The organism is Streptomyces zaomyceticus (genome assembly GCF_014656215.1).
Lineage (GTDB): Bacteria > Actinomycetota > Actinomycetes > Streptomycetales > Streptomycetaceae > Streptomyces > Streptomyces zaomyceticus.
The window spans coordinates 13,921-36,741 of sequence record NZ_BNBZ01000005.1 but is presented as its reverse complement, the minus strand read 5'-3'; the positions used below and the strand labels follow the sequence as shown (position 1 = coordinate 36,741).

The 22,821-nt window shown below is 73.3% G+C and carries 18 protein-coding genes and 2 pseudogenes; 10 read left to right on the top strand and 10 right to left on the bottom strand.

What is annotated here, in order from left to right; translation table 11 throughout:
- Nucleotides 1-58: 58 nt before the first annotated feature.
- From IE311_RS09055 to IE311_RS09045, 3 genes are all read right to left on the bottom strand, one after another.
- Nucleotides 59-865, bottom strand: coding sequence for an aspartate dehydrogenase domain-containing protein (locus IE311_RS09055; RefSeq protein ID WP_189831075.1), 807 nt, complete (start codon nucleotides 863-865; stop codon nucleotides 59-61).
- A complete protein-coding gene (locus IE311_RS09050; protein WP_189831074.1) occupies nucleotides 862-1,821 on the bottom strand; it encodes a VOC family protein in 960 nt (319 codons plus the stop codon). The genes IE311_RS09055 and IE311_RS09050 overlap by 4 nt, the downstream gene beginning before the upstream one ends.
- 191 nt (nucleotides 1,822-2,012) lie before the next feature.
- Nucleotides 2,013-3,497 (bottom strand): aldehyde dehydrogenase, encoded by a 1,485-nt coding sequence (locus IE311_RS09045; protein ID WP_189831073.1) that lies wholly within the window; start codon nucleotides 3,495-3,497, stop codon nucleotides 2,013-2,015.
- Nucleotides 3,498-3,789: 292 nt separating this feature from the next.
- Between IE311_RS09045 and IE311_RS09040 the strand changes: the two genes are divergently transcribed.
- Nucleotides 3,790-5,154, top strand: a complete 1,365-nt coding sequence (locus IE311_RS09040; protein WP_189831072.1) for an MFS transporter — start codon at nucleotides 3,790-3,792, stop codon at nucleotides 5,152-5,154.
- A gap of 107 nt (nucleotides 5,155-5,261) precedes the next feature.
- On the top strand, nucleotides 5,262-5,801 hold the full coding sequence (locus IE311_RS09035; RefSeq protein WP_189831071.1) for a MarR family winged helix-turn-helix transcriptional regulator: 540 nt from the start codon (nucleotides 5,262-5,264) through the stop codon (nucleotides 5,799-5,801).
- Between the two features lie 172 nt (nucleotides 5,802-5,973).
- On the opposite strand, the gene IE311_RS09030 is transcribed toward IE311_RS09035, so the two are convergent.
- Nucleotides 5,974-6,696 (bottom strand): dienelactone hydrolase family protein, encoded by a 723-nt coding sequence (locus IE311_RS09030; protein WP_189831070.1) that lies wholly within the window; start codon nucleotides 6,694-6,696, stop codon nucleotides 5,974-5,976.
- Nucleotides 6,697-6,980: 284 nt separating this feature from the next.
- Between IE311_RS09030 and IE311_RS09025 the strand changes: the two genes are divergently transcribed.
- The 6 genes and pseudogenes from IE311_RS09025 to IE311_RS09000 all read left to right on the top strand — a co-directional run bounded on the left by IE311_RS09025 (nucleotide 6,981) and on the right by IE311_RS09000 (nucleotide 12,931).
- Entirely contained in the window at nucleotides 6,981-8,189 is a 1,209-nt protein-coding gene (locus IE311_RS09025; protein ID WP_189831069.1) for an NAD(P)/FAD-dependent oxidoreductase, read from the top strand.
- A gap of 10 nt (nucleotides 8,190-8,199) precedes the next feature.
- Complete coding sequence (locus IE311_RS09020; RefSeq protein ID WP_189831068.1) at nucleotides 8,200-9,138, top strand: sigma-70 family RNA polymerase sigma factor; 939 nt, start codon at nucleotides 8,200-8,202, stop codon at nucleotides 9,136-9,138.
- Nucleotides 9,139-9,143: 5 nt separating this feature from the next.
- Nucleotides 9,144-9,988, top strand: a pseudogene (locus IE311_RS09015) (rhamnulokinase); the annotation flags it as partial.
- Nucleotides 9,988-10,743 (top strand): (Fe-S)-binding protein, encoded by a 756-nt coding sequence (locus IE311_RS09010; protein ID WP_189831067.1) that lies wholly within the window; start codon nucleotides 9,988-9,990, stop codon nucleotides 10,741-10,743. The pseudogene IE311_RS09015 and the gene IE311_RS09010, both read left to right, overlap by 1 nt.
- 71 nt (nucleotides 10,744-10,814) lie before the next feature.
- Nucleotides 10,815-12,212, top strand: a complete 1,398-nt coding sequence (locus IE311_RS09005) for a LutB/LldF family L-lactate oxidation iron-sulfur protein (RefSeq protein WP_189831270.1) — start codon at nucleotides 10,815-10,817, stop codon at nucleotides 12,210-12,212.
- Complete coding sequence (locus tag IE311_RS09000) at nucleotides 12,209-12,931, top strand: LutC/YkgG family protein (RefSeq protein WP_189831066.1); 723 nt, start codon at nucleotides 12,209-12,211, stop codon at nucleotides 12,929-12,931. Before IE311_RS09005 ends, IE311_RS09000 begins: the two co-directional genes overlap by 4 nt.
- 112 nt (nucleotides 12,932-13,043) lie before the next feature.
- Here IE311_RS09000 and IE311_RS08995 read toward each other — a convergent pair.
- The 5 genes and pseudogenes from IE311_RS08995 to IE311_RS08975 all read right to left on the bottom strand — a co-directional run bounded on the left by IE311_RS08995 (nucleotide 13,044) and on the right by IE311_RS08975 (nucleotide 18,267).
- A pseudogene (locus IE311_RS08995) lies at nucleotides 13,044-13,858 on the bottom strand (ABC transporter ATP-binding protein).
- Complete coding sequence (locus IE311_RS08990; RefSeq protein WP_189831065.1) at nucleotides 13,825-14,808, bottom strand: ABC transporter ATP-binding protein; 984 nt, start codon at nucleotides 14,806-14,808, stop codon at nucleotides 13,825-13,827. Before IE311_RS08990 ends, IE311_RS08995 begins: the two are co-directional and overlap by 34 nt.
- Before the next feature lie 5 nt (nucleotides 14,809-14,813).
- The gene (locus IE311_RS08985) at nucleotides 14,814-15,683 is read right to left on the bottom strand and encodes an ABC transporter permease (protein ID WP_189831064.1); all 870 of its coding nucleotides are present in this window, start codon (nucleotides 15,681-15,683) and stop codon (nucleotides 14,814-14,816) included.
- Nucleotides 15,680-16,633: an ABC transporter permease gene (locus IE311_RS08980; RefSeq protein ID WP_189831063.1), complete on the bottom strand. Its 954-nt coding sequence runs from the start codon at nucleotides 16,631-16,633 to the stop codon at nucleotides 15,680-15,682. The genes IE311_RS08985 and IE311_RS08980 overlap by 4 nt, the downstream gene beginning before the upstream one ends.
- Nucleotides 16,630-18,267, bottom strand: a complete 1,638-nt coding sequence (locus IE311_RS08975) for an ABC transporter substrate-binding protein (RefSeq protein ID WP_189831062.1) — start codon at nucleotides 18,265-18,267, stop codon at nucleotides 16,630-16,632. Before IE311_RS08975 ends, IE311_RS08980 begins: the two co-directional genes overlap by 4 nt.
- A 142-nt stretch (nucleotides 18,268-18,409) precedes the next feature.
- Between IE311_RS08975 and IE311_RS08970 the strand changes: the two genes are divergently transcribed.
- The gene (locus tag IE311_RS08970) at nucleotides 18,410-19,540 is read left to right on the top strand and encodes a LacI family DNA-binding transcriptional regulator (protein WP_189831061.1); all 1,131 of its coding nucleotides are present in this window, start codon (nucleotides 18,410-18,412) and stop codon (nucleotides 19,538-19,540) included.
- Here IE311_RS08970 and IE311_RS08965 read toward each other — a convergent pair.
- Complete coding sequence (locus IE311_RS08965; RefSeq protein ID WP_189831060.1) at nucleotides 19,507-21,141, bottom strand: amidohydrolase; 1,635 nt, start codon at nucleotides 21,139-21,141, stop codon at nucleotides 19,507-19,509. The two genes, IE311_RS08970 and IE311_RS08965, sit on opposite strands and share 34 nt — an antisense overlap.
- 252 nt (nucleotides 21,142-21,393) lie before the next feature.
- Here IE311_RS08965 and IE311_RS08960 point away from each other — a divergent pair, with 252 nt between their 5' ends.
- Nucleotides 21,394-22,782 carry an NAD(P)/FAD-dependent oxidoreductase gene (locus tag IE311_RS08960; protein ID WP_189831059.1) on the top strand — a complete coding sequence of 463 codons (1,389 nt, stop codon included), beginning with the start codon at nucleotides 21,394-21,396 and terminating at the stop codon, nucleotides 22,780-22,782.
- The last annotated feature ends 39 nt before the right edge of the window (nucleotides 22,783-22,821 follow it).

The following is a 22,821-nucleotide window of genomic DNA, read 5'->3' as shown; positions in this document are numbered from 1 at the left end:
CCGTCCCTGGAGACGGAGGGGAGGCCGTCCCTGGAGACGGAGGGGAGACCGTCGGTGCTCACAGGATCTGTCCCGTCCGTCCGGCGAGCGCGGCGAGGCCGCGCAGGACCGCGTACGGCACCACCTGGCTGGTCGCCGGGTTCCCGGGGTCGGGCAGGTGCGCGACCTCGAAGCGGTACGCCCCGTGCGCGCCGGACGCCTCGATCACATGGCGTGTGTGGTGCGCCGCGGGGTCGGCGACGACCCGGACCCGCACAGTGTCCAGGTCGCCGACGGCCAGCGCGACCGAGGCGGCCACGTTCGTCGATTTGGGGAACTTCGCCGGGATCTCGCGGGCGGTGCCGGTCATGACCTCGACGGGACCGGTCGCCGTCCGCATCCGGGCGAGCAGTTCCTCGTCCATCCAGGGCTGTTCGAGGGTCGACGGCAGTTTGGTGGTGGTCAGCCGGACGTCGTCCAGCGGGCCGAGCGAGCGGGCCGCCTGGAGCAGGTCGAGTCCGCCGACGGCGCCGCCGGTGAAGTAGACCCGCCCCGGTCCCGTCGCGAGCAGTCGCTTCGCGAGTTCCTCGTCGGTCATCGCGCCGCTGGAGGCGACGAGCAGATCGGTGCCGGAGGCGAGCACGCGCTCGCCCCACTCCCGTACGACGCCCTGGCCGGCGGCCTCCACGATCAGGTCGCAGAGTTCCAGCGCCTCCTCCAGGGGGACCTGGGGGGCGGGCGCCGCGTCGCCGAGGGGTCGGTTGTCGACGACGCACACCAGCTCGGCGCCATCGACGCCGCCGTCGGCGAGCGCGGTGCCGACGGTCCGGCCGATCGCGCCCCAGCCGACGATGCCGACCTTGCGTACGGTGCTCACGGTGTTCATGCGGTGACCTCCTGGGCGTCGACGGGGGCGAGCGGGGCGGGGGCGAGCGGGCCGGGGTCGGGCGCGCCCGCCATGTGGCAGCGGATCTCCTTCGAGGGCGGGCCCGCCGTCCCCCACAGGTCGGACAGGTCCGGGACGCGCCGCCACACGCGGGCGATCCAGGTGTCCTCGACGATCTGGGCGACCTCGGAGGTGTACTCGCAGACCAGTCCGGAGGGGTCGGTGAAGTAGGAGAAGGTGTTGTTCCCGGGACCGTGGCGGCCGGGGCCCCACTGGGGGGTGATGCCGTGGTGACGGAGCCGCCCGAGGCCGCGCATGAAGTGGTCGACCGAGCTCATCTCGTACGCCACGTGGTTGAGCGAGGTCCACTCGGCCTGGTTGAAGGCGATGCAGTGGTGGTCGGCGTTGCAGCGCAGGAACGCCATCTGGTGCTCGGACCAGTCGGAGACGCGCAGTCCGAGCACCTCGCGGTAGAAGGCGACGGCGGCGTCGATGTCGGTGGTGTTGAGCACGGCGTGGGTGACTCCGACGGGGACCGCGCCGTCCCGTCCGCGGGGGACGACCGCCTCGACATGGGCGCTGATCTCTATGAGGCGCCCTTCGGGGTCGGTGAACCGCAGCCCGTGTCCGCCGCCCGCCTGGTCGAGCGGACCGGGGCCGAAGACGGGGACGATGCCCCGTGCTTCGAGCCGCCGGGCGGCCTCGTCGACCTCGGCGGGAGTGGCGACGGAGAAGGCGAGCCGGCCGAGGCCCACGCGCTCGCGCTCGGTCAGGTGCAGGACGTGGTGCTCGTCGCCCGTGCCGCGCAGCCATCGCGCGCCGCTGTCGGACTCGACGGTCTCGAGCCCCCAGACCTCCTCGTAGAAGTCGGCGGCCTCGGTGAAGGCGGGCGTGTGCAGCTCGACGTAACGCAGCGAGCGGAGCCGGGCGATCGGACCGGGCGGTGACGGTTGCATGGGTCTCTCCAGACGGGCGGGCGTGCCGCGGTCGTTCGGCTCGGGGCGGGGCGGGGCGGCCGGGTCGTACGGCTCCGGGCGGGGGCGTACGGCTCGGGGCGGGGCAGGTCGCCCGGCTCGCGGTGAGGGCCGGGTCGCCCGGCTCGGGCCGGGGCGGTGGCGGGTCGTTCGGCTCGGGCGGGCGTGTCCGGTCAGCCGGCCCAGGGAAGGGGGGTGTCGGACGTGCCCCAGTACAGGGACTTCTGTCGCTGGTAGGCGCGGAGCGCGTCCCGGCCCTTCTCCGTGCCGAGGCCGCTGTCCTTCCATCCGCTGAACGGGGTGGCGGCGCTGAACTGCTTGTACGTGTTGATCCAGACGGTGCCGGCCTCGATCCGGCGGGCGATCCGCCAGGCGGCGCGCAGGTCGCGGGTCCAGATGCCGCAGGCGAGCCCGTAGACGGAGTCGTTGGCCTGGCGGACGAGGTCGTCCTCGTCGTCGTAGGGCAGGGTGACGAGGACCGGGCCGAAGATCTCCTCCTGGCAGGTGCGGGAGGTGTTGGCCAGACCGTCGAGAACGGTCGGGAGGTAGTACGCGCCGTCCTGGTACCGCTCCCCCGCGGGCGCCGATCCGCCGCACAGCACGCGCGCGCCCTCGGAGCGGGCGAGGTCGACGTAGGCGGCGACGGCGTCGCGGTGGCGGTGGTGGACCAGGGGGCCGACCTGGGTGGCCGGATCGGTGCCGGGGCCGACGCGGAGCGTGCGGACCCGCTCGACGAGCTCTCCGACGAAGGCGTCGTGGATCTCGCGTGCCACGAAGAGCCGCGATCCGGCGATGCAGGACTGGCCGCTGGACGAGAAGATCCCGAACAGCACCCCGGCCAGTGCCTGCTCGATGTCGGCGTCGGCGCGCACGATCGTCGGCGACTTGCCGCCCAGCTCCAGCGAGGCGGGGACGAGCTTCTCGCCGGCGATCGCGGCGATGGACCGGCCGGTCGCGGTGCCCCCGGTGAACCCGATCCGGGCGACGAGGGGGTGGCGTACGAGGGCGTCGCCGACGATCCTCCCGCTGCCGGGCAGCACCGACAGCAGGGCGGTGGGCAGGGCGAACTCCTCCAGCGCCCGGGTGATCAGCCGTCCGAGGGCGAGGGAGACCAGCGGGGTCCAGGCGGCGGGCTTGAGGAGGACGGCGTTGCCGGCGGCGAGCGCGGGGGCGATCTTCTGCGCGTCGCTGGCGACCGGGGAGTTCCAGGGGTTGATGGCGCCGACCACGCCGATCGGTTCGTGGACGCTCATGGTGACGTACGGGCCGCGGGACGGCGTGACCGTGTCCTCGGCCGTCTCCAGGGCTGCGGCCATGTACCGGAAGGTGCCGGCCGCGCTGAGTGCGAGGGCCCGGGTCTCGGTGAGGGTCTTGCCGGTGTCGGCGGTCTGCACGGCGGCGAGCTCGGGGGCGGCCTCTTCGGTCAGCTCGGCGATCCGGCACAGGAGGCGGGCGCGCTCATGGGGGAGCAGGTCCCGCCAGGCGGGGTCGGCGACCGCCCGGGCCGCGGCCTCGGCCGCTTCGGCGACCTCGGCCGCGGAGGCGGAGTGGACGGTGGCGAGGACGCGTCCGGTCGCCGGATCGACGGTGTCGAGGGGCTCGCCCGCACCGCGTCGCCACTGGCCCGCGATCAGGATGTCGGTGGGAAGGAGCGGCACGGGTGGACCTCCGGGCGGGGGCGGAAGGGGAGTTGGCTCCGGGCACGGACGGGGTCCGGCGCGATCCGGGGACCGGAATCGTCGAAGTGCTAGAAATCTAAGCGCTTAACTATTTCTCGACAAGCCCCCGAGCCGAGATCGTTGCCGAATGGGCCTTGAGCACGCCCTTCGCGCAGCAGAAGATGGCTACCGGGCCGACGAGACAGAGATCTCTAGGCGCTTAACCATTGACCGCTTAGATAAGGCCCCCTACTGTCTCGGCAACTCCCCTGCCCGCGGAAGGACCCCCTCCATGACGACTGTGGCCGGAAAGCAGGCCCTCGGCTCCGTAGCCGCGCGACTCGAACGGCTTCCGCACTCCCGGTGGCACGTCAAAGTCCGGTTCCTGATCGGCGCCGTCACCTTCTTCGAGGCGTTCGACCAGCTCCTCGCCGCGTCGGCGCTGCCCGTCCTGATGAAGGAGTGGCACCTCACCACAGGACAGGCCACGCTCGCCGTGACCGCCGCCTCCATCGGGATGCTGCTCGGCGCCCTCGCGGCCGGCTGGCTCGGCGACAGGATCGGCCGCGTCCGCACCGTCGCCCTCGGCGTCGGCGTCACCGGCCTCGCCAGCCTCGCCGTCGCGTTCTCCGGCAGCATCGAGACCTTCTCGCTCTTCCGGTTCGTCCAGGGCCTCGGCATCGGCGGAGTCGTACCCGTCGCCGCCACGTACATCAACGAGATCGCCCGCTCCGACAAGCGCGGACGCTTCGTCCTGCTGTACGAGATGATCTTCCCCGCCGGACTCGCGGCGGCCACGCTGGTGGCCGTCTGGGTGGTCCCCCACTTCGGCTGGCGCGCGATGTTCGTCATCGGCACGGTCCCGGTGCTGCTCGCCGCCGCACTCCCCCGCCAGGTCGCCGAGTCCCCGCGCTGGCTGCTGTCCCGAGGACGGGTCCGTGAGGCGGAGGAGGTCATCGCACGCATCGAGGCCGAGGTCGCCCGCTCCACCGCCGAGGCGCTGCCCGCCCCCGCCGCCGACCTGGCCGACGAGCCGGCGGGCGGCCGCCTGGGCGATCTGTTCCGGGGCCGCTACCTCCGGCGGACCGTGGTCGTGTCGGGGCTGTGGTTCGTCGCGTACTACGTCAACCACGGCATCTCCACCTGGCTGCCCTCGCTCTACACGAAGACCTTCGGCCTGGATCTGACCACCGCGCTCGTCTACAGCCTGCTCAGCAACGTGACCGGGCTGCTCGGCACGTTCGTCGTCGCCCTCCTGATCGACCGGGTCGGCCGCAGGCCCGCCCTGGTGGGCGCGCTCGTCGGCACCGTGCTCTCCCTGGGGGTACTGGCCCTCGCCGGCGCCACCTCGGGCGGTCAGGTGGCGGTCTTCGCCTCCTGCACGACCTTCTTCCTGTACGCGATCAACGCGGGGCTCTACCTGTACTCCCCCGAGCTGTACCCCACCTCCAACCGGGCCAAGGGCGCCGCGTTCGGCGGTGTGTGGAACAGGCTGGGCGTCATCCTCGGCCCCGTGACCGTCGGCGCGATCATCGGAGCGGGCGGCAGCCTGTCCCTCGTCTTCGCACAGCTCGCGGTGGTCGCCGCCGTGGGCGCCGCGATCGCGTGCTTCGCCGTGGAGACCAAGGGCAGGACGCTGGAGGAGCTCAACGCCTGAGGCACGCGGGGTCCCCGGCCGGTGCGGCGTGTCGCCACCATCGCCTCAGCACTAAGATTCTCAGCGCTGAGGCACATCGGGGGACGACGCCGGACGAGGGGAAGAACATGGCCGCATCGAGGCCGTCCGACCGGGACGCGGTCGCGGGCGTGATCGAGGACTGGGCGCGGGAGAGGCCCGAGCTGGACACCAGCCCGCTGGAGGTCCTCGCCCGTCTCCACCGCTCCTTCCTGCGCTACAGCACGCGGCTCACCACCTCGATCGAGCGCCACGGTCTGTCCGTGGCGGGCTTCGACGTCCTCACCGCGCTCCGAAGGGCAGGGCACCCCCACCGGCTCACCGCCGGGCAGCTCGCCGACTCGGGCCTCGTGTCGTCGGCCGGAGTGACCCTGCGGATCGACCGCCTGGAGAAGGACGGTCTCATCGTCAGGGAACGGGACGCCGACGACCGCAGGGTCGTCTACTCCCGCCTCACCGAGAAGGGTCTGGCGACGGTGGACGTGGTGTTCGCCGAGCACCTCGACAACGAGCGCCGGATGCTCGCCGGGCTGTCGCCCTCCGAACGCCGTCAGCTGGCACGACTGCTGCGCAAGCTGGAGGTGTCGATCGTCTCCTCCGACGAGGAGCCGACCGACACCTCCGTGTAGAACCGACACCTCCGTGTAGAGGGGCCACGCCGAGTCCGGCGGACTCGGCACGGGCGGCACCGGCTCCGCCGCCGCGGACCGGGCCGCCGGAGCCGATGCCGAACCGACCGCCGGCCCGGCGGCCCTGCGGCCCGGCCCCACGTCACGTCACGTCACGTCACGTCACGTCACGTCACCTCAAGTGCCGGTCGTAGAACCGGTTCCCGTCCTCCACCTCGAACCACGGGGTACCGACGTGTCCGCCGAGATTGGCGTGCAGCGTCTTCTCCGTGCTGCCGAAGGCGTCGAACAGGTCCAGGGCCCGCTGCCGGGGGTTCCCTTCGTCGTCCCACTGCAGGAGGAACAGCAGCGGGACGGTGACCCGCCGGGCCTCTTCGCGCTGGGCGCGGGGCACGAAACCCCCGGCGAAGAGTCCGGCGGCCCTGATGCGCGGTTCGACCGCCGCCAGCCCGATCCCCACGGCGGTCCACCCCGAGTAGCCGACCGGGCCGTCGATCTCCGGCAGCGCGAGGAGGGCGTCCAAGGTGGTCCGCCACTCCGGGACCGCCTTCTCGACCAGGGGGCCGATGAAGGCCTCGAAGATCTCGTCGACCGGCTCGCCGGCCCGCATCGCCCGGCCGATGTCTGCGCGGGCCTGCTCGTCGGCGGCGGAACGGGGCCGGTCGCCGCACCCGGGAGCGTCGATGGTGGCCACCGCGTAGCCGTGGGCCGCGGAGTGCCGGGCCCGGGCCACCAGTCGGGCCGCCCCCTTCGGCAGGCCGTTGTTGTGGGCCATCAGGATCAGCGGGGCCGGTGCGGCGGACGCCGGTGTCCACAGGGTGCCGGGGATCTCGCCGAGGGTGAATTCGCGCTCGAGGACGCCGTCGTCGAAGCGCTGTTCGGAAGTGAACCGCATGGTCGTGCCTTTCGGGAGAGCTCTGAACGGCGCTCCCGGACGACCTATCGCCCGACCGTGACCCCGGAGGAGAGCACCCACGTGAAGACTGTGTTCACGGGTACCACCTCCTCGTTCTCTCGCACGGCCTCCGGCAACGTAGCAAGGGCAGCCGTGGTCCGCAAAGGGTTTGCCGCCGCTGCGACACCCCTCCCCGCCCGGTGACGCGCGTCACACTCCCCGCCTGTCAGCAATCGGCGGGCCGTCTCGTTCAAGGAGCACGCCAACACGACAGGAGCCACGCCATGAAGCACCGCATCGTCGTACTCGGCGCCGGATACGCCGGGGCCTTCGCCGCCGGAAACCTGGCCCGCCGGCTCTCCTCCTCCGACGTCGAGGTCACCGTCGTCAACGCCGTGCCCGACTTCGTGGAGCGGATGCGGCTCCACCAGCTCGCGGCCGGCCAGGACCTCGCGACCCGCCCGCTCGCCGACGTGTTCGCGGGCACCGGGGTGCGGCTGCGCCTGGCCCGGGTCACGGGCATCGACCCCGAGCGCAGGGCCGTCGCGGTGACCGGCGAGGACGGCGAGGGCGAGCTCGGGTACGACACCCTCCTCTACGCGCTCGGCAGCTCCGTCGCCCACCACGGTGTCCCCGGCGCGGCCGAGTACGCCTTCGACGTGACCGGCCGGTCCTCGGCGCTGCGGCTGCGCGAGCGGCTCTCCGCCCTGGGCGAGGGCGGCACCGTGCTGGTCGTCGGCGAGGGACTGACCGGCATCGAGACCGCCACCGAGCTCGCCGAGTCCCGGCCGGACCTCTCGGTCGCGCTCGCCGCCCGCGGCGAACCGGGCGCCTGGCTCTCCGCGAGGGCCCGCCGTCATCTGCGCCGGGCCTTCGACCGGCTCGGCGTCACCGTCCACGAGCACACCGGCATCGAGGCCGTCGAGCCGGCGCGTGCGATCGCCACCGACGGCAGGGCCCTCCCGGCCGATGTGACCGTGTGGTCGGCCGGCTTCGCCGTGCACCCCCTGGCGGCCGCCGGTGGCCTGGAGGTCGCGGAGAACGGCCGGATCGTCGTCGACCGTTCCATGCGCTCGGTCTCGCACCCGGACGTCTACGCCGCCGGTGACTCCGCCTACGCGATCGGGGACAACGGGCGGCCGCTGCCGATGTCCTGCGCCTCGGCCGGCTTCACCAACATGCAGGCGACCGCGGCGATCGTCGCGCGGCTCACGGGCGACGAGGTCCCACTGACCGGGCTGAAGTACCACGGCAACCACATCAGCCTCGGACGGCGGGACGCGATCTTCCAGATGGTGGACGCGGAGGTCCGGGCCGCGTCCTGGTACCTGGGCGGCCGCACCGCCGCGCGACTCAAGGCGGGCGTGCTCTCGGGGGCCGGGTGGGGCATCGCCCACCCGACCTTCGGCATGCCGAAGCGCCCGCGGCGCCTTGCCGGCCCACCCGTCCCCGGCGTTGTCCCGGTCGCGTCCCGGCCGTCTCCGACGACCTAGTCTGTGCCGCATGGACAGCGCAGCCATCGATCGGTTCGAGGCCAGCCGGGGCCGGCTGGCCTCGCTCGCGTACCGTCTGCTCGGTTCGGCCGCCGATGCCGAGGACGCGGTGCAGGACACGTTCCTGCGCTGGCAGGCAGCGGATCGCGAGCGGGTCGAGGTACCGGAGGCGTGGCTGACCAGGGTCGCCACCAATCTCTGCCTCGACCGGCTCCGTTCGGCGCAGGCACGCCACGAGCGGGCGGCCGGCGCCTGGCTGCCCGAACCGCTCCTCGAGGGCGACCCGATGCTCGGCCCCGCCGACACCTTCGAGCAGCGTGAATCGGTGTCCCTGGCCGTACTGACCCTGCTGGAGCGCCTGTCCCCGGTCGAGCGGGCCGTCTACGTGCTGCGCGAGGCGTTCTCGTACAGTCATGCCGAGATCGCCGGGATCCTCGGGATCACCGTGTCCGCGAGCCAGCAGCATGTCCACCGGGCCGGGATCCGGGTCGCCGCCGATCGACGCCGCGGCGCCGAGGCCGACCCCGCGTCCGCGCGCCGGGTCGTCGAGGAGTTCCTCGTCGCCGCCACGTCGGGGCGCACCGAACGGCTGGTGGCGCTGCTCACCGATGACGTGACGGCGCTCTCGGACGGTGCCGGTCTGGCCAAGCGTCTGTTGCGGTACACGACGCGCGAGCGCGTCGCCTCCTACGTACGGGCCGGCTTCAGGCCCACGCCCGCGAAGCGGCGACTGGCAGGCGGTTCGCCCGCCCTGCACATCGCGTCGGTCAACGGCTCTCCGGCCGTGCTCGCCGTGGTCGACGGCCGGATCGTGGGCGCCGTGGCGTTCGAGGTCCGCGACGGCAAGGTCGCGTCGCTGCGCGGCATCGCCGCGGCGCACCGGCTCGGACGCCTCAACCGCGCCTGGCGGCAGCACGAGCCCGACGCGCCGGTCGTCGACGCCTGGTGACCGGGGCGGGCACCCTGCTCCCCCATGTCGCCGCGTACACCGGGCTCGACCCGCTGACCCCGGTGACGACGGTCGCCTCGCACGACACCGCCTCCGCCGTCGTCGCCGTACCGGCCAACGCTCCCGGCTTCGCCTACCTCTCGTGCGGCACCTGGTCGCCGGCCGGGCTCGAACTGGACGCCCCCGTCCTGACCGAGGAGTCCCGGGCGGCGAACTTCACCAACGAGCGCGGTGTCGACGGCACGATCCGCTATCCGCGCAACATCATGGGCCTGTGGCTGCTCGAGGAATGCCGACACACCTGGGACAGGGGGAGGGCGGGCCCGTCCCCCTCTCCTCGCTGCTCGCCGAGGCCGCCCGGTCGGCGCCGTTCGTCTCGGTCGTCGACCCGGACGCGCCGGAGTTCCTCGCCCCCGGCGACATGCCCGCCCGTATCGGGGACTTCTGCGCCCGTACCGGCCGGCCCGTACCCGAGGGCCGGGGAGCCGTGGTCCGCTGCATACTGGAGAGCCTGGCGCCGGCCCACCGGCGCACCCTGCGCCGGGCCTCCGAGCTCGCGGGCCGTGACATCACCCATGTCCATCTCGTCGGAGGCGGTTCGCGCAACGACCTGCTCTGCCGGCTCACCGCCGACGCCACCGGGCTGCCCGTCGTCGCGGGCCCGGCCGAGGCCACGGCCCTGGGTAACATCCTCGTCCGGGCCCGGGCCGCCGGTCTGGTCGGCGACCTCCCCGCCATGCGCCGGCTCGTCGCGTCCACGCAGCTCCTGAGGCACTACGCCCCCCGGGGCGACGGCGCCGCCTGGGACGCGGCCGCCACCCGACTCGACCCCGTCCCGAGGAACTCCTGATGCGCGTCGCCCTCTTCGCCACCTGCGTCAACGACGCGGTCCACCCGTCCACGGCCATCGCCACCGTCAGGCTGCTCGAACGCCTCGGCGTGTCCGTGGACTTCCCCGCCGCCCAGACCTGCTGCGGCCAGCCCCAGTTCAACACGGGCTACCGCCGGGAGACCGAGCCCCTGGTACGCCGCACGGCACGGGCCTTCGAGGGCTACGACCATGTGGTCGCCCCGTCCGCTTCCTGCGTCGCCATGGTGCGCGACAACTACCCCCGGATCGGCCGCAAGGCACGCTCCGAGGGGCGCGGCAGCGCGCTGTCGGACGCCGCCGACTCCCTCGTCCCGAGGACGTACGAGCTGACGGAGTTCCTGGTCGACGTGCTGGGGGTGACGGATGTGGGGGCGTACTTCCCGCACACGGTGACGTACCACCCCTCCTGTCACGGACTGCGTGTGCTCGGCCTGGGCGAGCGGCCCCGCAGACTGCTGCGGGCGGTGAAGGGGCTGGAGCTGGTGGAGCTGCCGGGTGCGGAGGAGTGCTGCGGCTTCGGCGGCACGTTCGCGGTCAAGAACCCCGCCGTGTCCACGGCGATGGGAGCCGACAAGATCCGTCGTTCCCTGTCGACCGGAGCGGAGGTGCTGTGCGGCGCGGACAACTCCTGTCTGCTGCACATCGACGGCATGCTGCGCCGCCGGGACGCCCCGCAGCGCACGCTGCACATCGCCGAGATTCTCGCGAGCACGGAAGAGGAGCCCCTGACGTGAAGGAAGAGAAGGCGCGCGCGTCGGCGCGCGTGGACGGGCGGGGGCCGGGCGACGGGCGGGCCTTCATCGGTATGCCGGCCTTCCCCGAGGCCGCGGCCGAGGCCGTGGGGAACGACACCCTGCGGGCGAACCTGCGCCACGCCACCCGCACGATCCGCGACAAGAGAGCGGTGGCCGTGGCCGAACTCGACGACTGGGCGGAGCTGCGCGAGGCCGGCAAGCAGATCAAGGACCGCACGCTCCACCGGCTCGACCACTACCTGGTCCAGCTGGAGGAGTCGGTCACCGCCGCGGGCGGGACGGTGCACTGGGCGGCGGACGCGGCCGAGGCCAACCGGATCGTCGCCGACCTGGTGAAGGCGACCGGCGAGAGCGAGGTCGTCAAGGTCAAGTCGATGGCCACGCAGGAGATCGGTCTCAACGAAGCCCTGGAGGCCGAGGGGATCACCGCGTACGAGACCGACCTCGCCGAGCTCATCGTGCAGCTCGGCGAGGACCGCCCGTCGCACATCCTGGTCCCCGCCATCCACCGCAACCGGGGGGAGATCCGCGACATCTTCCGCTCGGAGATGGGCAAATGGGGCCGCCCCGCGCCCGAGGGTCTCGGCGACAGCCCCGCCGAGCTGGCGGAGGCGGCCAGGCTGCACCTGCGGGAGAAGTTCCTGCGGGCCAAGGTCGGCATCTCGGGCGCCAACTTCATGGTCGCCGAGACCGGCACCCTGGTCGTCGTCGAGTCCGAGGGCAACGGCCGCATGTGCCTCACCCTCCCCGAGACGCTGATCTCCGTGGTGGGCATCGAGAAGGTGGTCCCGACCTGGCGGGATCTGGAGGTGTTCCTGCAGACGCTGCCCCGTTCGTCGACCGCCGAGCGCATGAACCCGTACACGAGCATGTGGACCGGCACGAGCGACGACGACGGACCTTCCGACTTCCATCTGGTGCTCCTCGACAACGGACGCACGGACGTGCTCGCCGACGAGGTCGGACGACAGACGCTGCGCTGCATCCGCTGCTCCGCCTGCCTCAACGTCTGCCCGGTGTACGAGCGGGCCGGCGGACACGCTTACGGCTCCGTCTACCCGGGGCCCATCGGCGCCGTCCTCACGCCTCAGCTGAGGGGAACGACGAGCGAGATCGACGCCTCGCTCCCCTACGCCTCCACCCTCTGCGGTGCCTGCTACGACGTCTGCCCCGTCGCCATCGACATCCCCGAAGTCCTCGTCCACCTCAGGGAGAAGGTCGCCGACCGGGGCGGCAGGGGACACCGGCTGGAGAAGGCCGCCGTCAAGGCGGCGGGCTGGGTCCTCGACCGTCCCGGGGTCCTGGCGGCGGGCGAGCGTGTCGCGGCGAGGACGCGCGGGCTGCACCCCGGCAGACTGCCCGGCGCGAGCGGGTGGACCGACAGCAGGGATCTGCCTCGGATGCCCGCCGAACCGTTCCGCGACTGGTGGAGGAAGAACCGCTCATGAGCTCACCCACGACGCCCTCCTCCCGCGATCGGATCCTGGGCCGCGTCCGGGCGGCGCTCGCCGGCGCCCCCGACGTCCCGCCACCCTCACGGGGCTACGCCACCGCCCACACCGCCGACGACCCGGCCGCGCTCCTCGATCTCCTGCACGAGAACCTCGCCGACTACCGGGCGAAGGTGCACCGCGGCACGGAAGCCGAACTCCCCTCCCTGGTGGAGAGGCTGCTGAGGGAACACGGCGCGGGCTCGGTCGCCGTCCCGCCGGGTCTGCCCGCCGTCTGGCTGTCCCGCACCACGGTGGAACAGCGCCATGACCGGGGCGGGCGGGTCCCGGCCGGGGACAGGACGTCCCCGGCGGGGGCCGTGCCGGACGCGACGCTCACGCCGTACGAGCTCGACGCCACGGACGCGGTCGTCACCGGCTGCGCCCTGGCGATCGCCGAGACCGGCACGATCGTCCTGGACGGCGGCCCCGGACAGGGCCGCCGTTCCCTCACTCTCGTGCCCGACCTGCACATCTGCGTCGTACGGACGGCGGACCAGATCGTCGCCTCGGTTCCGCGGGCACTGCCCCGGCTCGACCCGGGCCACCCGCTGACATGGATCTCGGGCCCCTCGGCGACCAGCGACATCGAACTCGACCGGGTGGAGGGGGTGCACGGCCCTCGGACGCTTCATGTGGTGCTGCTCGTCGACGCCGAGGACGGCGGAGGCGGGTAGCGGGGCTGAGCCGCGGGGCGGGCGCCGCCGGGCGTCCCGGGTGCCCGCCTGGCGCCCACCCGCGACCGGCTGGGTGCCGGCCTCGCCGGCTGACGCACCCGTGCCCGCGCGCTCAGCCGGTCCGGCCCCAGGCGCCGGCGCCGCGTCGGGGCACGGAGTTCAACAGAAGTCGGGTGTACGGGTGTCCGGCGCGTCGAGCACCCGGTCCACCGGCCCCGACTCCATGACCTCGCCCGATCGGAGGACCAGCACCTCGTCCGCGATGTGCCGTACGACCGCCAGGTCGTGGGTCACGAACAGATAGCCGATGCCCGCCCCGGCGCGGATGTCCCGGAGCAGTTCGAGGATCTGGGCCTGGATCGACACGTCGAGCGCGGCGACCGCCTCGTCCAGGACCAGGACCCGGGGCTCCACCGCGAGGGCGCGCGCGATCGCCACGCGCTGGCGCTGTCCGCCGGACAGACCACGGGGCAGGGCCGCCGCCTCGCGGGCCCCGAGTCCGACCTGGTCGAGGAGTTCGGCGACCCTCGCCCGGCGCGCGGAGCCGTCCAGACCGGTGTGCAGGCGCAGCACCTCGTCCAGGCAGTCGCTCACCGTCACCCGGGGATCGAGGGACAGATAGGGGTCCTGGAAGACCATCTGGATCTCCCGGGCGCGGGCGAGCCGTTCGGCACGGCCCCGGGCCCGGGCCGTGCGGTCCCGGCCGTCGAGCCGGACCGTGCCGCCGTCCGCGCGTTCCAGGCCCACGATCATCCGGACCGTCGTCGTCTTGCCGCTGCCGGACTCGCCGACGATCGCGAGCGAGCCGCCCGGCGGCAGCGTGAACGACACCCCGTCGACGGCCTTGTGCCGGCCGTAGCGCCTGCTCAGCCCTTCGACCACCAGTCCCTCGGTCACAGCGTGATTCCTTCCTCGGCGCGGTGGCACGCGGCCGTCCCCTCGCCGTGCGGTGCCAGTGCGGGCGTCTCCTCGGCGCAGCGCGGCACCGCGTGGGGGCAGCGGGCGGCGAAGGCGCAGCCGGGCGGGGTCTCGGCGAGCGACACCGGCCGGCCCGGGATGGGCCGGGGCGGGGGCGCGCCCGCCCCGATGCGCGGGGTGCAGGCGAGGAGGCCCGCCGTGTAGGGGTGGCGGGGGCGGTCGAAGAGTTCGTCGGTGGACCGGCTCTCGACGATCCGGCCCGCGTACATGACGTACACCCGGTCGCAGATCGCCGAGGCCAGCTCCAGGTCGTGGGTGACGAAGAGCATCCCGGTGCCGCGCTCGGCCCGCATCCGGGCCAGGAGCGCGATCACCTCGGCCTGGGTGGTGACGTCGAGCGCCGTGGTGGGTTCGTCGGCGAGCAGCAGGGCGGGTTCGGCGGCGAGGGCGGCGGCGATGACGACGCGCTGGAGCATGCCGCCGGAGAACTGGTGCGGGAAGCGGCGCAGGGCGCCGTGCGGGTCGCGGATGCCGACGGCGTCGAGGAGTTCCTCGGCGCGCTCGGCGGCCCGGTCGGCGGGGGTGCCCGCGGCGCGCAGCCCCTCGGTGAGGAAGTCGCCCACGCGGCGCAGCGGGTTGACGGAGGCGCGCGGGTCCTGGAAGACCATGGCGACCTCGCGGGCGCGCAGCGCGGCCAGCTCCTTGGCGCGCAGGGTCAGCACGTCCCGGCCGGACACCAGGACCCGGCCGGTGGTGTGTGCGCCGGGGGGCAGGAGTCCGAGGACGCTGCGGCAGGCGACCGACTTGCCGGAGCCGGACTCGCCGACGAGGCCGACGGTCTCCCCGGGCCGTACGGTCAGGCTCACCCCGTCCAGGACGGGCCGGGCGGCCCGGTGGTCCGGGAGCCGTACTCCGAGGTCCTCGATCTCCAGGACGGGTGTGGTCGGTGTCTTGGTCATGGCGTTCACTTCTCCCTCCGGGCGATCCGGTCGGCGAGCCCCTCGCCGACGATGCCGAAGGCCACGACCGCGAGGACGATGCACGCGGACGGCGCGAGCGCCGGGAGCATCGCGCCCTGGAGGACGGCCCCCTGGCCTTCGTTGATCATGGCGCCCCAGTCGGCGGTGGGCGGCTGAACGCCGAAGCCGAGGAACGACAGGGCCGCCAGGTCCATCAGCGCGTATCCGAAGTTCATCGCGGACTGGGCGAAGACGGTCGGCGCGATGTTCGGCAGGAGGTGGCGCAGGCAGACGGTCCGGCCGGACCAGCCCTGCACCACATAGGCCTCGATGTACGGGCGTGCCTTCTCCTGCCGGGCGATGCCGCGGACCAGCCGGCCCACGTAAGGGGTGTAGGCGACGGCCATGGCGATGACGGGTGCGGTCATGCCGGGGCCGACGACGGAGACGAGCAGGATGGCGAGGAGCAGTCCCGGGATCGCGAAGACGAGGTCCATCGAGCGGGAGAGCACCGCGTCGGCCCAGCCGCCCCGCCAGGCCGCCACCACGCCGAGGAGCGTGCCGAGCAGGGTGGAGACACCGACCACCAGGAGCGGCCCGAGGAGTCCGGTGCGGGCGCCGTGGAGCAGTCGGGACAGGATGTCCCGCCCCGACTGGTCGGTGCCGAGGAGGTGGTCGCCCGTGGTGCCGACGAGGCTCGCGGAGAGGTCGAGCGCCTCGGGGTCGTACGGGGCGAGGACGGGTGCGAGGACGGCGACGAGGACGAGGGCGGCGAGCACCGCGACCGAGATCGCGAACAGGGGCCCCCGGCCGAAGAGGCGCAGTCCGCGCAGGCCCGGCCTGCGGTACGGCACCGAGGTGAGGGTGGTGGTCATGAGGGGCCTTCCCCGGGGGAGAGACGGGGGTCGATGAGCGGGGCGAGCAGGTCGACCGCGAGGTTGACGAGGACGAAGGCCACCACGCTGAGCAGGGTGACCGCCTGGACCACGGCGAAGTCCTGGGCGGTGACCGACTGCACGAGCAGGGAGCCGAGCCCCGGCACGTCGAAGGCGGTCTCCACGATCGACGTGCTGATGAGCAGGCCGGCGAGCATGGTCCCGCCGACCGTGACGACCGGGCCCAGCGCGTTGCGCAGCACGTGCCGGCGGACCACGGTCCGGCCGGCGACGCCCCGGGCACGCGCCACCTCGACGTGCTCGCGGCCGAGTTCGTCGAGCATCGCGGAGCGGGTGACGCGGGCCAGCAGGCCCATGAAGGTCAGGGCGAGGGCGAACGCCGGGAGGGTGAGCTGGTGGAGCCGGGCGCCCAGGCCCTCCGCGGCGCCGCCGCCCGGCCCGGGGAACCAGCCGAGCTGCACGGAGAAGAGCGAGACGAGGACGATCGCAGTGACGAAGGACGGGGTGGCGGTGGCGACGCCCGTGCCGATGAGCACCATCCGGTCGAGGAGACCGGGGCGCAGGGCGGCGAGGATGCCGGCGCTCACCCCGAGGACGGCGACGAGGAGGGCCGCGTAGCCGACGAGGAGGGCGGTGCCGGGGAGCCGGGAGCCGAGGAGGGCGGTGACGTCCTGGTGGTACTGGGCGGAGCGGCCGAGGTCTCCGCTCAGGACGCCGCCGAGCCAGCTGCCGTACTGCACCACGAGGGGGTCGTCGAGGTGGTGTTCGGCGCGCAGGGCGGCGACGGCCTCGGGGGTCGCGGGGCGGCCGTGCAGCAGGAAGGTGACGGGGTCTCCGGGGGCCAGGTGGATGGTGCCGAAGACCACGACGGAGGTCACGAACACCACGGCGACGAGGCCCAGGAGCCGTCCGAGGAGGAAGCGGGTCATTTCTGCGCGGCCCCGATCGTCGCGGCCCAGGGGTAGTACAGCTGGGCGATGCCGGTGGGTGCGCCGGTGATCCGCTTGCCGAGGAAGACCGAGTAGGGCGCCTCGTACACGGGGATGACGGGCAGTTCGCGCAGGGCGATCTTCTGGAGTTCCGCGGTGAGTTCGGCGCGCTTGCCGGGGTCGGGCTCGGTGTTGGCCCGGTCGAAGGCGACGTCGAACTCGGCGTCGGACCAGTTGCCGTAGTTGCCGAAGTCGCCGGTGCGCAGGTACTGGTAGAACTCCAGCGGGTCCGGGGTGTTGTCGTAGCCGTTGGTGATGACCAGGTCGATCCCCTCGCGGGCCTTCGGGTCGACGAAGATGCTGCTGTACGCGTCGGGTGAGACGGGCTTGAGGGTGACGTCGAGGCCGATCCGGCGGCCGGCCGCCTGGACCGCGTTGGCGACGATGCTGATCTCGGGGGCGAGGGAGCTGGTCACGACGGTGATCGAGCGGCCGCTCGCACCGGCCTCCCCGACCAGCTTCTTGGCGCCCTCGATGTCGTACACCGGCTCGGGCAGCGTGTCGTAGAGGGCCGGGGTCTTCTCCGGGACGAGCGCCCAGGCACCGCGCGCGGCGGGGGCCCTGGCGGGGAGGCCGACGCCGCCGGCCGCCGCCTTGATGATGTTCTTCCGGTCGAGCGCCATGGAGAGGGCCTCGCGGACCCTGCGGTCGCCGAGGGGGCCGTGGAAGTCGAGGACGGCGAGGTTCGCGGCGGCGGTGTTGGGGCCGAAGAGGAGCGAGCCCTTGCCGGCGGTCCGCAGGTGGGCGAGGGCGGTGGACGGGACCATGTAGCCGCCGTCGGCGGTGCCGGACAGGAAGGCGTTGGAGCGGGCGGCCGGGTCCTCGACGAAGGTGAACTTCACGGAGCGGGACTTGGGGGCGAGCTTCTCGTCCCAGTACGCGGGGTTGGCGCGCAGGGTGATGCTGTCGCCCTGCGCCCATTTCTCCAGGGCGAAGGGGCCGGTGCAGTTCAGGGCGCCCTTCGGGGTGCCGTAGTCCTTGCCCTCCTTCGTGAGGGAGGCGGCGCTCACGACGGTTCCGGGTGAGGCTGCCATGAGCTCGTGGAGCAGGACGTCGGGCTTGCCGAGGCGGATCGTCACCTCCAGGGGCCCGGTCCTCTCCACGGAGTCGACGTTCTTGAAGGCCGAGCCCCAGGGGGAGCCGGTGGCCGGGTCCCGCTGGCGCTCGATGGAGGCGACGACGTCGTCGGCGGTCATCGTGGTGCCGTCGTGGAACTTCACCCCGGGGCGCAGGGTGTAGACGAGGGTGCGCGGGTCGGGCCGCGCCCACTTGACCGCGAGGCCGGGCTCGATCCTCAGGTCGGGGGTGACCCGGAGCAGCTGCTCGCAGACGTTGGCGAGCACGGTGTTCGGCGGGTAGTCGTACGCGAGGGCGTAGTCGAGGGTGTACGGCTCGGCGTACAGCGACCAGGTGAAGGAGTCCAGGGTGCCCCGGGCGGGTGGTGAGGTCGGCGTGACCTCGAAGCCGGCACCGCCGGTGGCACCGGCCCCGGGCCGGGTGGCGCCGGAGCAGGCGGTGAGGGAGGCCGCGAGCGCGGCGGTACAGACGAGGGCGACGAATCTGGGCATGCGCATGCAGACCCACCCCTTTACGGGTGTTGTGGACGGGCACTGGGGGATGGAGCGAGTATTGATGCGGGAACGTTCCCGCACAAGAGTTCGGCGAGGTTTGCGGGAACGGTTTTGCAGAGGTCGGGAGGGTGGCAGCATCGGTTCCATGACCAAAGCTCCAGGGCATGGCGGACAGCCCTCCCCACGGGACGGCCGGCTCTCTTCGCCCGCCCCGCGCGTCCGTCTCGTCGACGTCGCCCGCGAGGCGGGCCTGTCCAAGACGAGCGTCTCGGCGGCGCTCAACGGCACCGGCCGGCTCTCCCCCGAGGTACGGGAGCGGGCCCGCGAGACCGCGCGCAGCATGGGCTACCGGCCCAACGCCACCGCGCGCCAGCTGCGCGCGGGGCGGGCCCGGCTGATCGGATACGTGGTCGGCGAACTGGCCGACGTCCCCTGGACCTTCCTGGAGTCGCCGTACTTCGCCCGGCTCACCGGAGCCACCGCCGCCACCGCGCTCGGACGCGGCTACGCGATGGTGCTGCTGCCCGCCGGCTCCCTGCAGAGCGAGTGGTCCGCGCTGCCCCTGGACGCCGTGATCGTCGCCGACCCGGTGGCCGACGACCGGATCGTGGACGACCTGCTCGCCGCCCGCATCCCGGTCTTCAGCGACCGGTCCGTGGAGGGCAGGCCCGGCGCCCACTGGGTGGACGTCGACGCGACCGCCGCCGTCCACCGGGCCCTGGACCACTTCCTGGAGCAGGGCGCCCGGCGGCCCGCGCTGGTCGTCCCCGACAGCACCACCCGCTTCCATCGCGAGGTGTTCGCCGCGCACCACGACTGGTGTGCGGCGCACGGACTGCCCGAACTGGCGGTACGGGCCGCGGAGCCCGGGAACGGGCCGGTCGTCCGAGCGGTCGAGACCGCCCTGACCGGCCTGCCCGAACGCCCCGACGCGCTCCTCGTGGTCGCCGAGGCCAGCCCGCCGCTCGTCCTGGACGCGGCCCGCCGCCACGGTTACGAGGTCCCCGGCGACCTCCTCCTCGCCTGTGTCAGCGAGGACGAGACCGCCCGGCACACCGAACCGCAGGTGACGACGCTGAGCCTGCGCCCCGACGCGGTCGCCGAGGCCGGGATCGAACAGCTCGTGGCCGTGCTGGAGCACGGCCGGGCAGAGACCGGAGGGACCCTCGTGCCGGTCCGCCTCGACGTCCGCGCCTCCTCGGTACGACCGTCCGGGCATCCGGCGCCGCCGGCACCGCCTCCTCAGCCGCCGTGCACGAGTTCACCGCCCACATAGGTCCGCTCCACCCGCGCCTCGGCGATCTCCTCCGGCGGCGCCGCCAGGATGTCCCGGTCGAGCACCACGAGGTCGGCGAGGTGGCCGGGCAGCAGACTGCCGGCGTCGTCGAGCCCGTTCACATGCGCGGAACCGGCGGTGTAGGCGGCGATCGCCGAGAGGAGGTCGATGCGCTGCTCGGGCAGGAACACCCGGTCGTCGGTCGTCCCGGGCTCCCGGCGGTTCACGGCGACATGGATGCCCGCCAGCGGGTCCGGGCTGGAGACGGGCCAGTCGCTGCCCGCCACCAGGGTGGCGCCGGCCCGCAGCAGCCCGCCGAAGGGGTACTGCCAGCCCGCGCGCTCGGGACCCAGGAACGGGATGGTCAACTCGTCCATCTGCGGCTCGTGCGCCGCCCACAGCGGCTGGATGTTCGCGAGGGCGCCGAGCGCCGCGAAGCGGGGCAGGTCGTCGGGGTGGACGATCTGGAGGTGGGCCAGGTGGTGCCGGTTTCCGCGTCGCCCGTTGGCGGCGACGGCCGCCTCGACCGCGTCGAGCGCCTCGCGCACCGCACGGTCGCCCAGCGCGTGGAAGTGGACCTGGAAGTCCAGCGCGTCCAGCGCCGTCACATGGTCGCGGAGGGCCTCCGGATCGACGAAGCTCAGCCCGCTGTTGGCGGTGGCACAGCCGCAGCCGTCCAGGTACGGGGCGCCCAGCGCCGCCGTGAAGTTCTCCGCGATCCCGTCCTGCATGATCTTCACCGACCCGGCCCGGAACCGTCCGTACGTCAGCTCCTTCCGACGCGCGACCAGTTCGGGGATCTGCTCGGCACCGCGCTCACGGTCCCACCACAGCGCGCCGGTCACCCGGGCGGTCAGCGAACCGTCCCGCGCCGCGGCCAGATAGGCGGTCGAGGGGTCCGCCATGCCGTTGAAGTCACCGAGCAGCGCGTCCTGCCAGCCGGTGATGCCGAGCGAGTGCAGCAGCCGCTGCGCCCGCAGCAGACCCGCGAGCCGGTCCTCCGGCGTGCTCGGGGGCACCAGCCGGGCGACCAGGGCCGTCGCACCCTCCTGGAGCATGCCGCTCGGGAAGCCGTCGGCCTCCCGCTCCATCCGCCCGTCGGCCGGGTCCGGGGTGGCGGCGGTCAGCCCCGCCAGTTCGAGCGCCCGGGTGTTGGCCCAGGCCCCGTGGTGGTCCCGGTTGGCGAGCAGCACAGGCCGGTCCGGCACCACCGAGTCCAGCAGCTGACGGGTCGGCACCCCGCCCGCGAAACTCTCCATCGACCAGCCGCTGCCGGTGATCCACTCCCGCTCGGGATGCTCCAGGGCGTAGGAGCGGATCCGCTCCAGGTACGCGCCGGCGTCGACGACCCCGGTCAGGTCGCACTCCGCCAGCTCGCTGCCCCCGCCCACGGCGTGGACGTGGGCGTCCTGGAAGCCGGGCAGCAGCAGCCTCCCCCCGAGGTCCACCACCTCCGTACGGGGCCCGATCAGCTCCCGTACCTCGTCATGGCCGACGGCGGCGATCCGCTCGCCGGTGACCGCGAGCGAACTCGCCCGGGTTCGGGCCGGGTCCATGGTGAGGACCGGGCCTCCGGTGAAGACCAGATCGGCGTGACGCATACGGCGGCTCCCTTGCCTACGGACGCGGTGGAGGGACGACAGTGGGGTGGTGAAGGGTCACGGGCGTGCCGCCGGATGCCGGGAGTGGTGCCGGGTGACCGACGTGGTGCCGGGTGACGAGCGTCATCGAAGCCCGCAGGTCAACCGACCGTCAATGGTGTTGACATAAGACGGCGGGGCCTTAGGTCAACACCATTGACCTTGTCGCGCACAGCCGGGTCTCATGGGCGCCACCCCGGAAAGGAAGCCCTCATGGACCCCCTGCTGTCGCTGCGGGACGCCGCCCCGACCCCCTTCTGGCTCGACCACCCGAACCGCCCCCGGGCCACCTCCGCCCTGGTGGGCGGCACCACCTGCGACCTGCTCGTCGTCGGCGGCGGATACACCGGCCTGTGGACCGCCCTCGTCGCCAAGGAACGCGACCCCTCCGCCGATGTCGTCCTCGTCGAGGCCGACGAGGCCGGTGGCGCCGCCTCGGGCCGCAACGGCGGCTTCTGCGAGTCGAGCCTCACCCACGGGCTCGGAAACGGCCTCGCCCGCTGGCCCGACGAGATCGGCGTCCTGGAACGCCTCGGCCGCGAGAACCTCCGGGCCATGGAGGACACCCTCGCCCGCCACTCCATCGACTGCGACTGGGAGCGCACCGGCTCCCTCGTCGTCGCCACCGAACCCCATCAGCTCGACTGGATCGCCGAGGAGGCCGAGACGGCCGCACGGTACGGCGCCACCACCACCGTCCTCGACGCCGACGCCGTCCGCGCCGAGATCGACTCCCCGACCTTCCTCGGCGCCGTCTGGAACAAGAGCGACACCGCCATGGTCAACCCGGCTCGGCTCGCCTGGGGCCTCAAGCGGGCCTGCCTCGACCTCGGCGTCCGCGTCCACGAGCACACCCCGGCCCTCTCCCTGGAGGAACACGGGGCCGTCGTCTCCGTCCGCACCCCCTACGGCCGGATCACCACCCACAAGGTCGCCCTCGCCACCAACGCGTACCCCTCCCTGGTACGCCGCCATCGCCCGTACACCGTCCCCGTCTACGACTACGCGCTGATGACCGAACCACTGGACGCGCGGCAGCTCGCCTCGGTCGGCTGGCGCAACCGGCAGGGCTGGGCGGACCCGGCCAACTCCTTCCACTACGTACGGATCTCCGCCGACAACCGCATCCTGTGGGGCGGCTACGACGCCGTGCACCGCCGCCACGTCCGCTCGGAGCACGACCGGCGCCCCGAGACCTACGCCACGCTGGCGCGCCGGTTCTTCCACACCTTCCCGCAGCTGGAGGGCCTCCGCTTCAGCCACGCCTGGGGCGGCGCCATCGACACCAGCACCCGCTTCTGCGTGTTCTTCGACACCAGCCACCGCGGCAAGGTCGCCTACGCCGCCGGCTTCACCGGGCTCGGCGTCGGCGCCACCCGCTTCGGCGCCGAGGTGATGCTGGACCTGCTGGCCGGCGAGTACACCGAGCGCACCGCCCTCCAGCTCGTACGCCGCAAGCCCTTGCCGTTCCCGCCCGAGCCCGTCCGGTCCCTCGGCATCGGCCTCACCCAGCGCTCCCTCGCCCGCGCGGACCGCGACCGGGGCCGCCGGGACCTGTGGCTGCGGTCCCTCGACCGCCTCGGCCTCGGCTTCGGCAGCTGACCCCGCGGGGTCCGGTGCGGCCGTCCCCGTGCGCGGTGC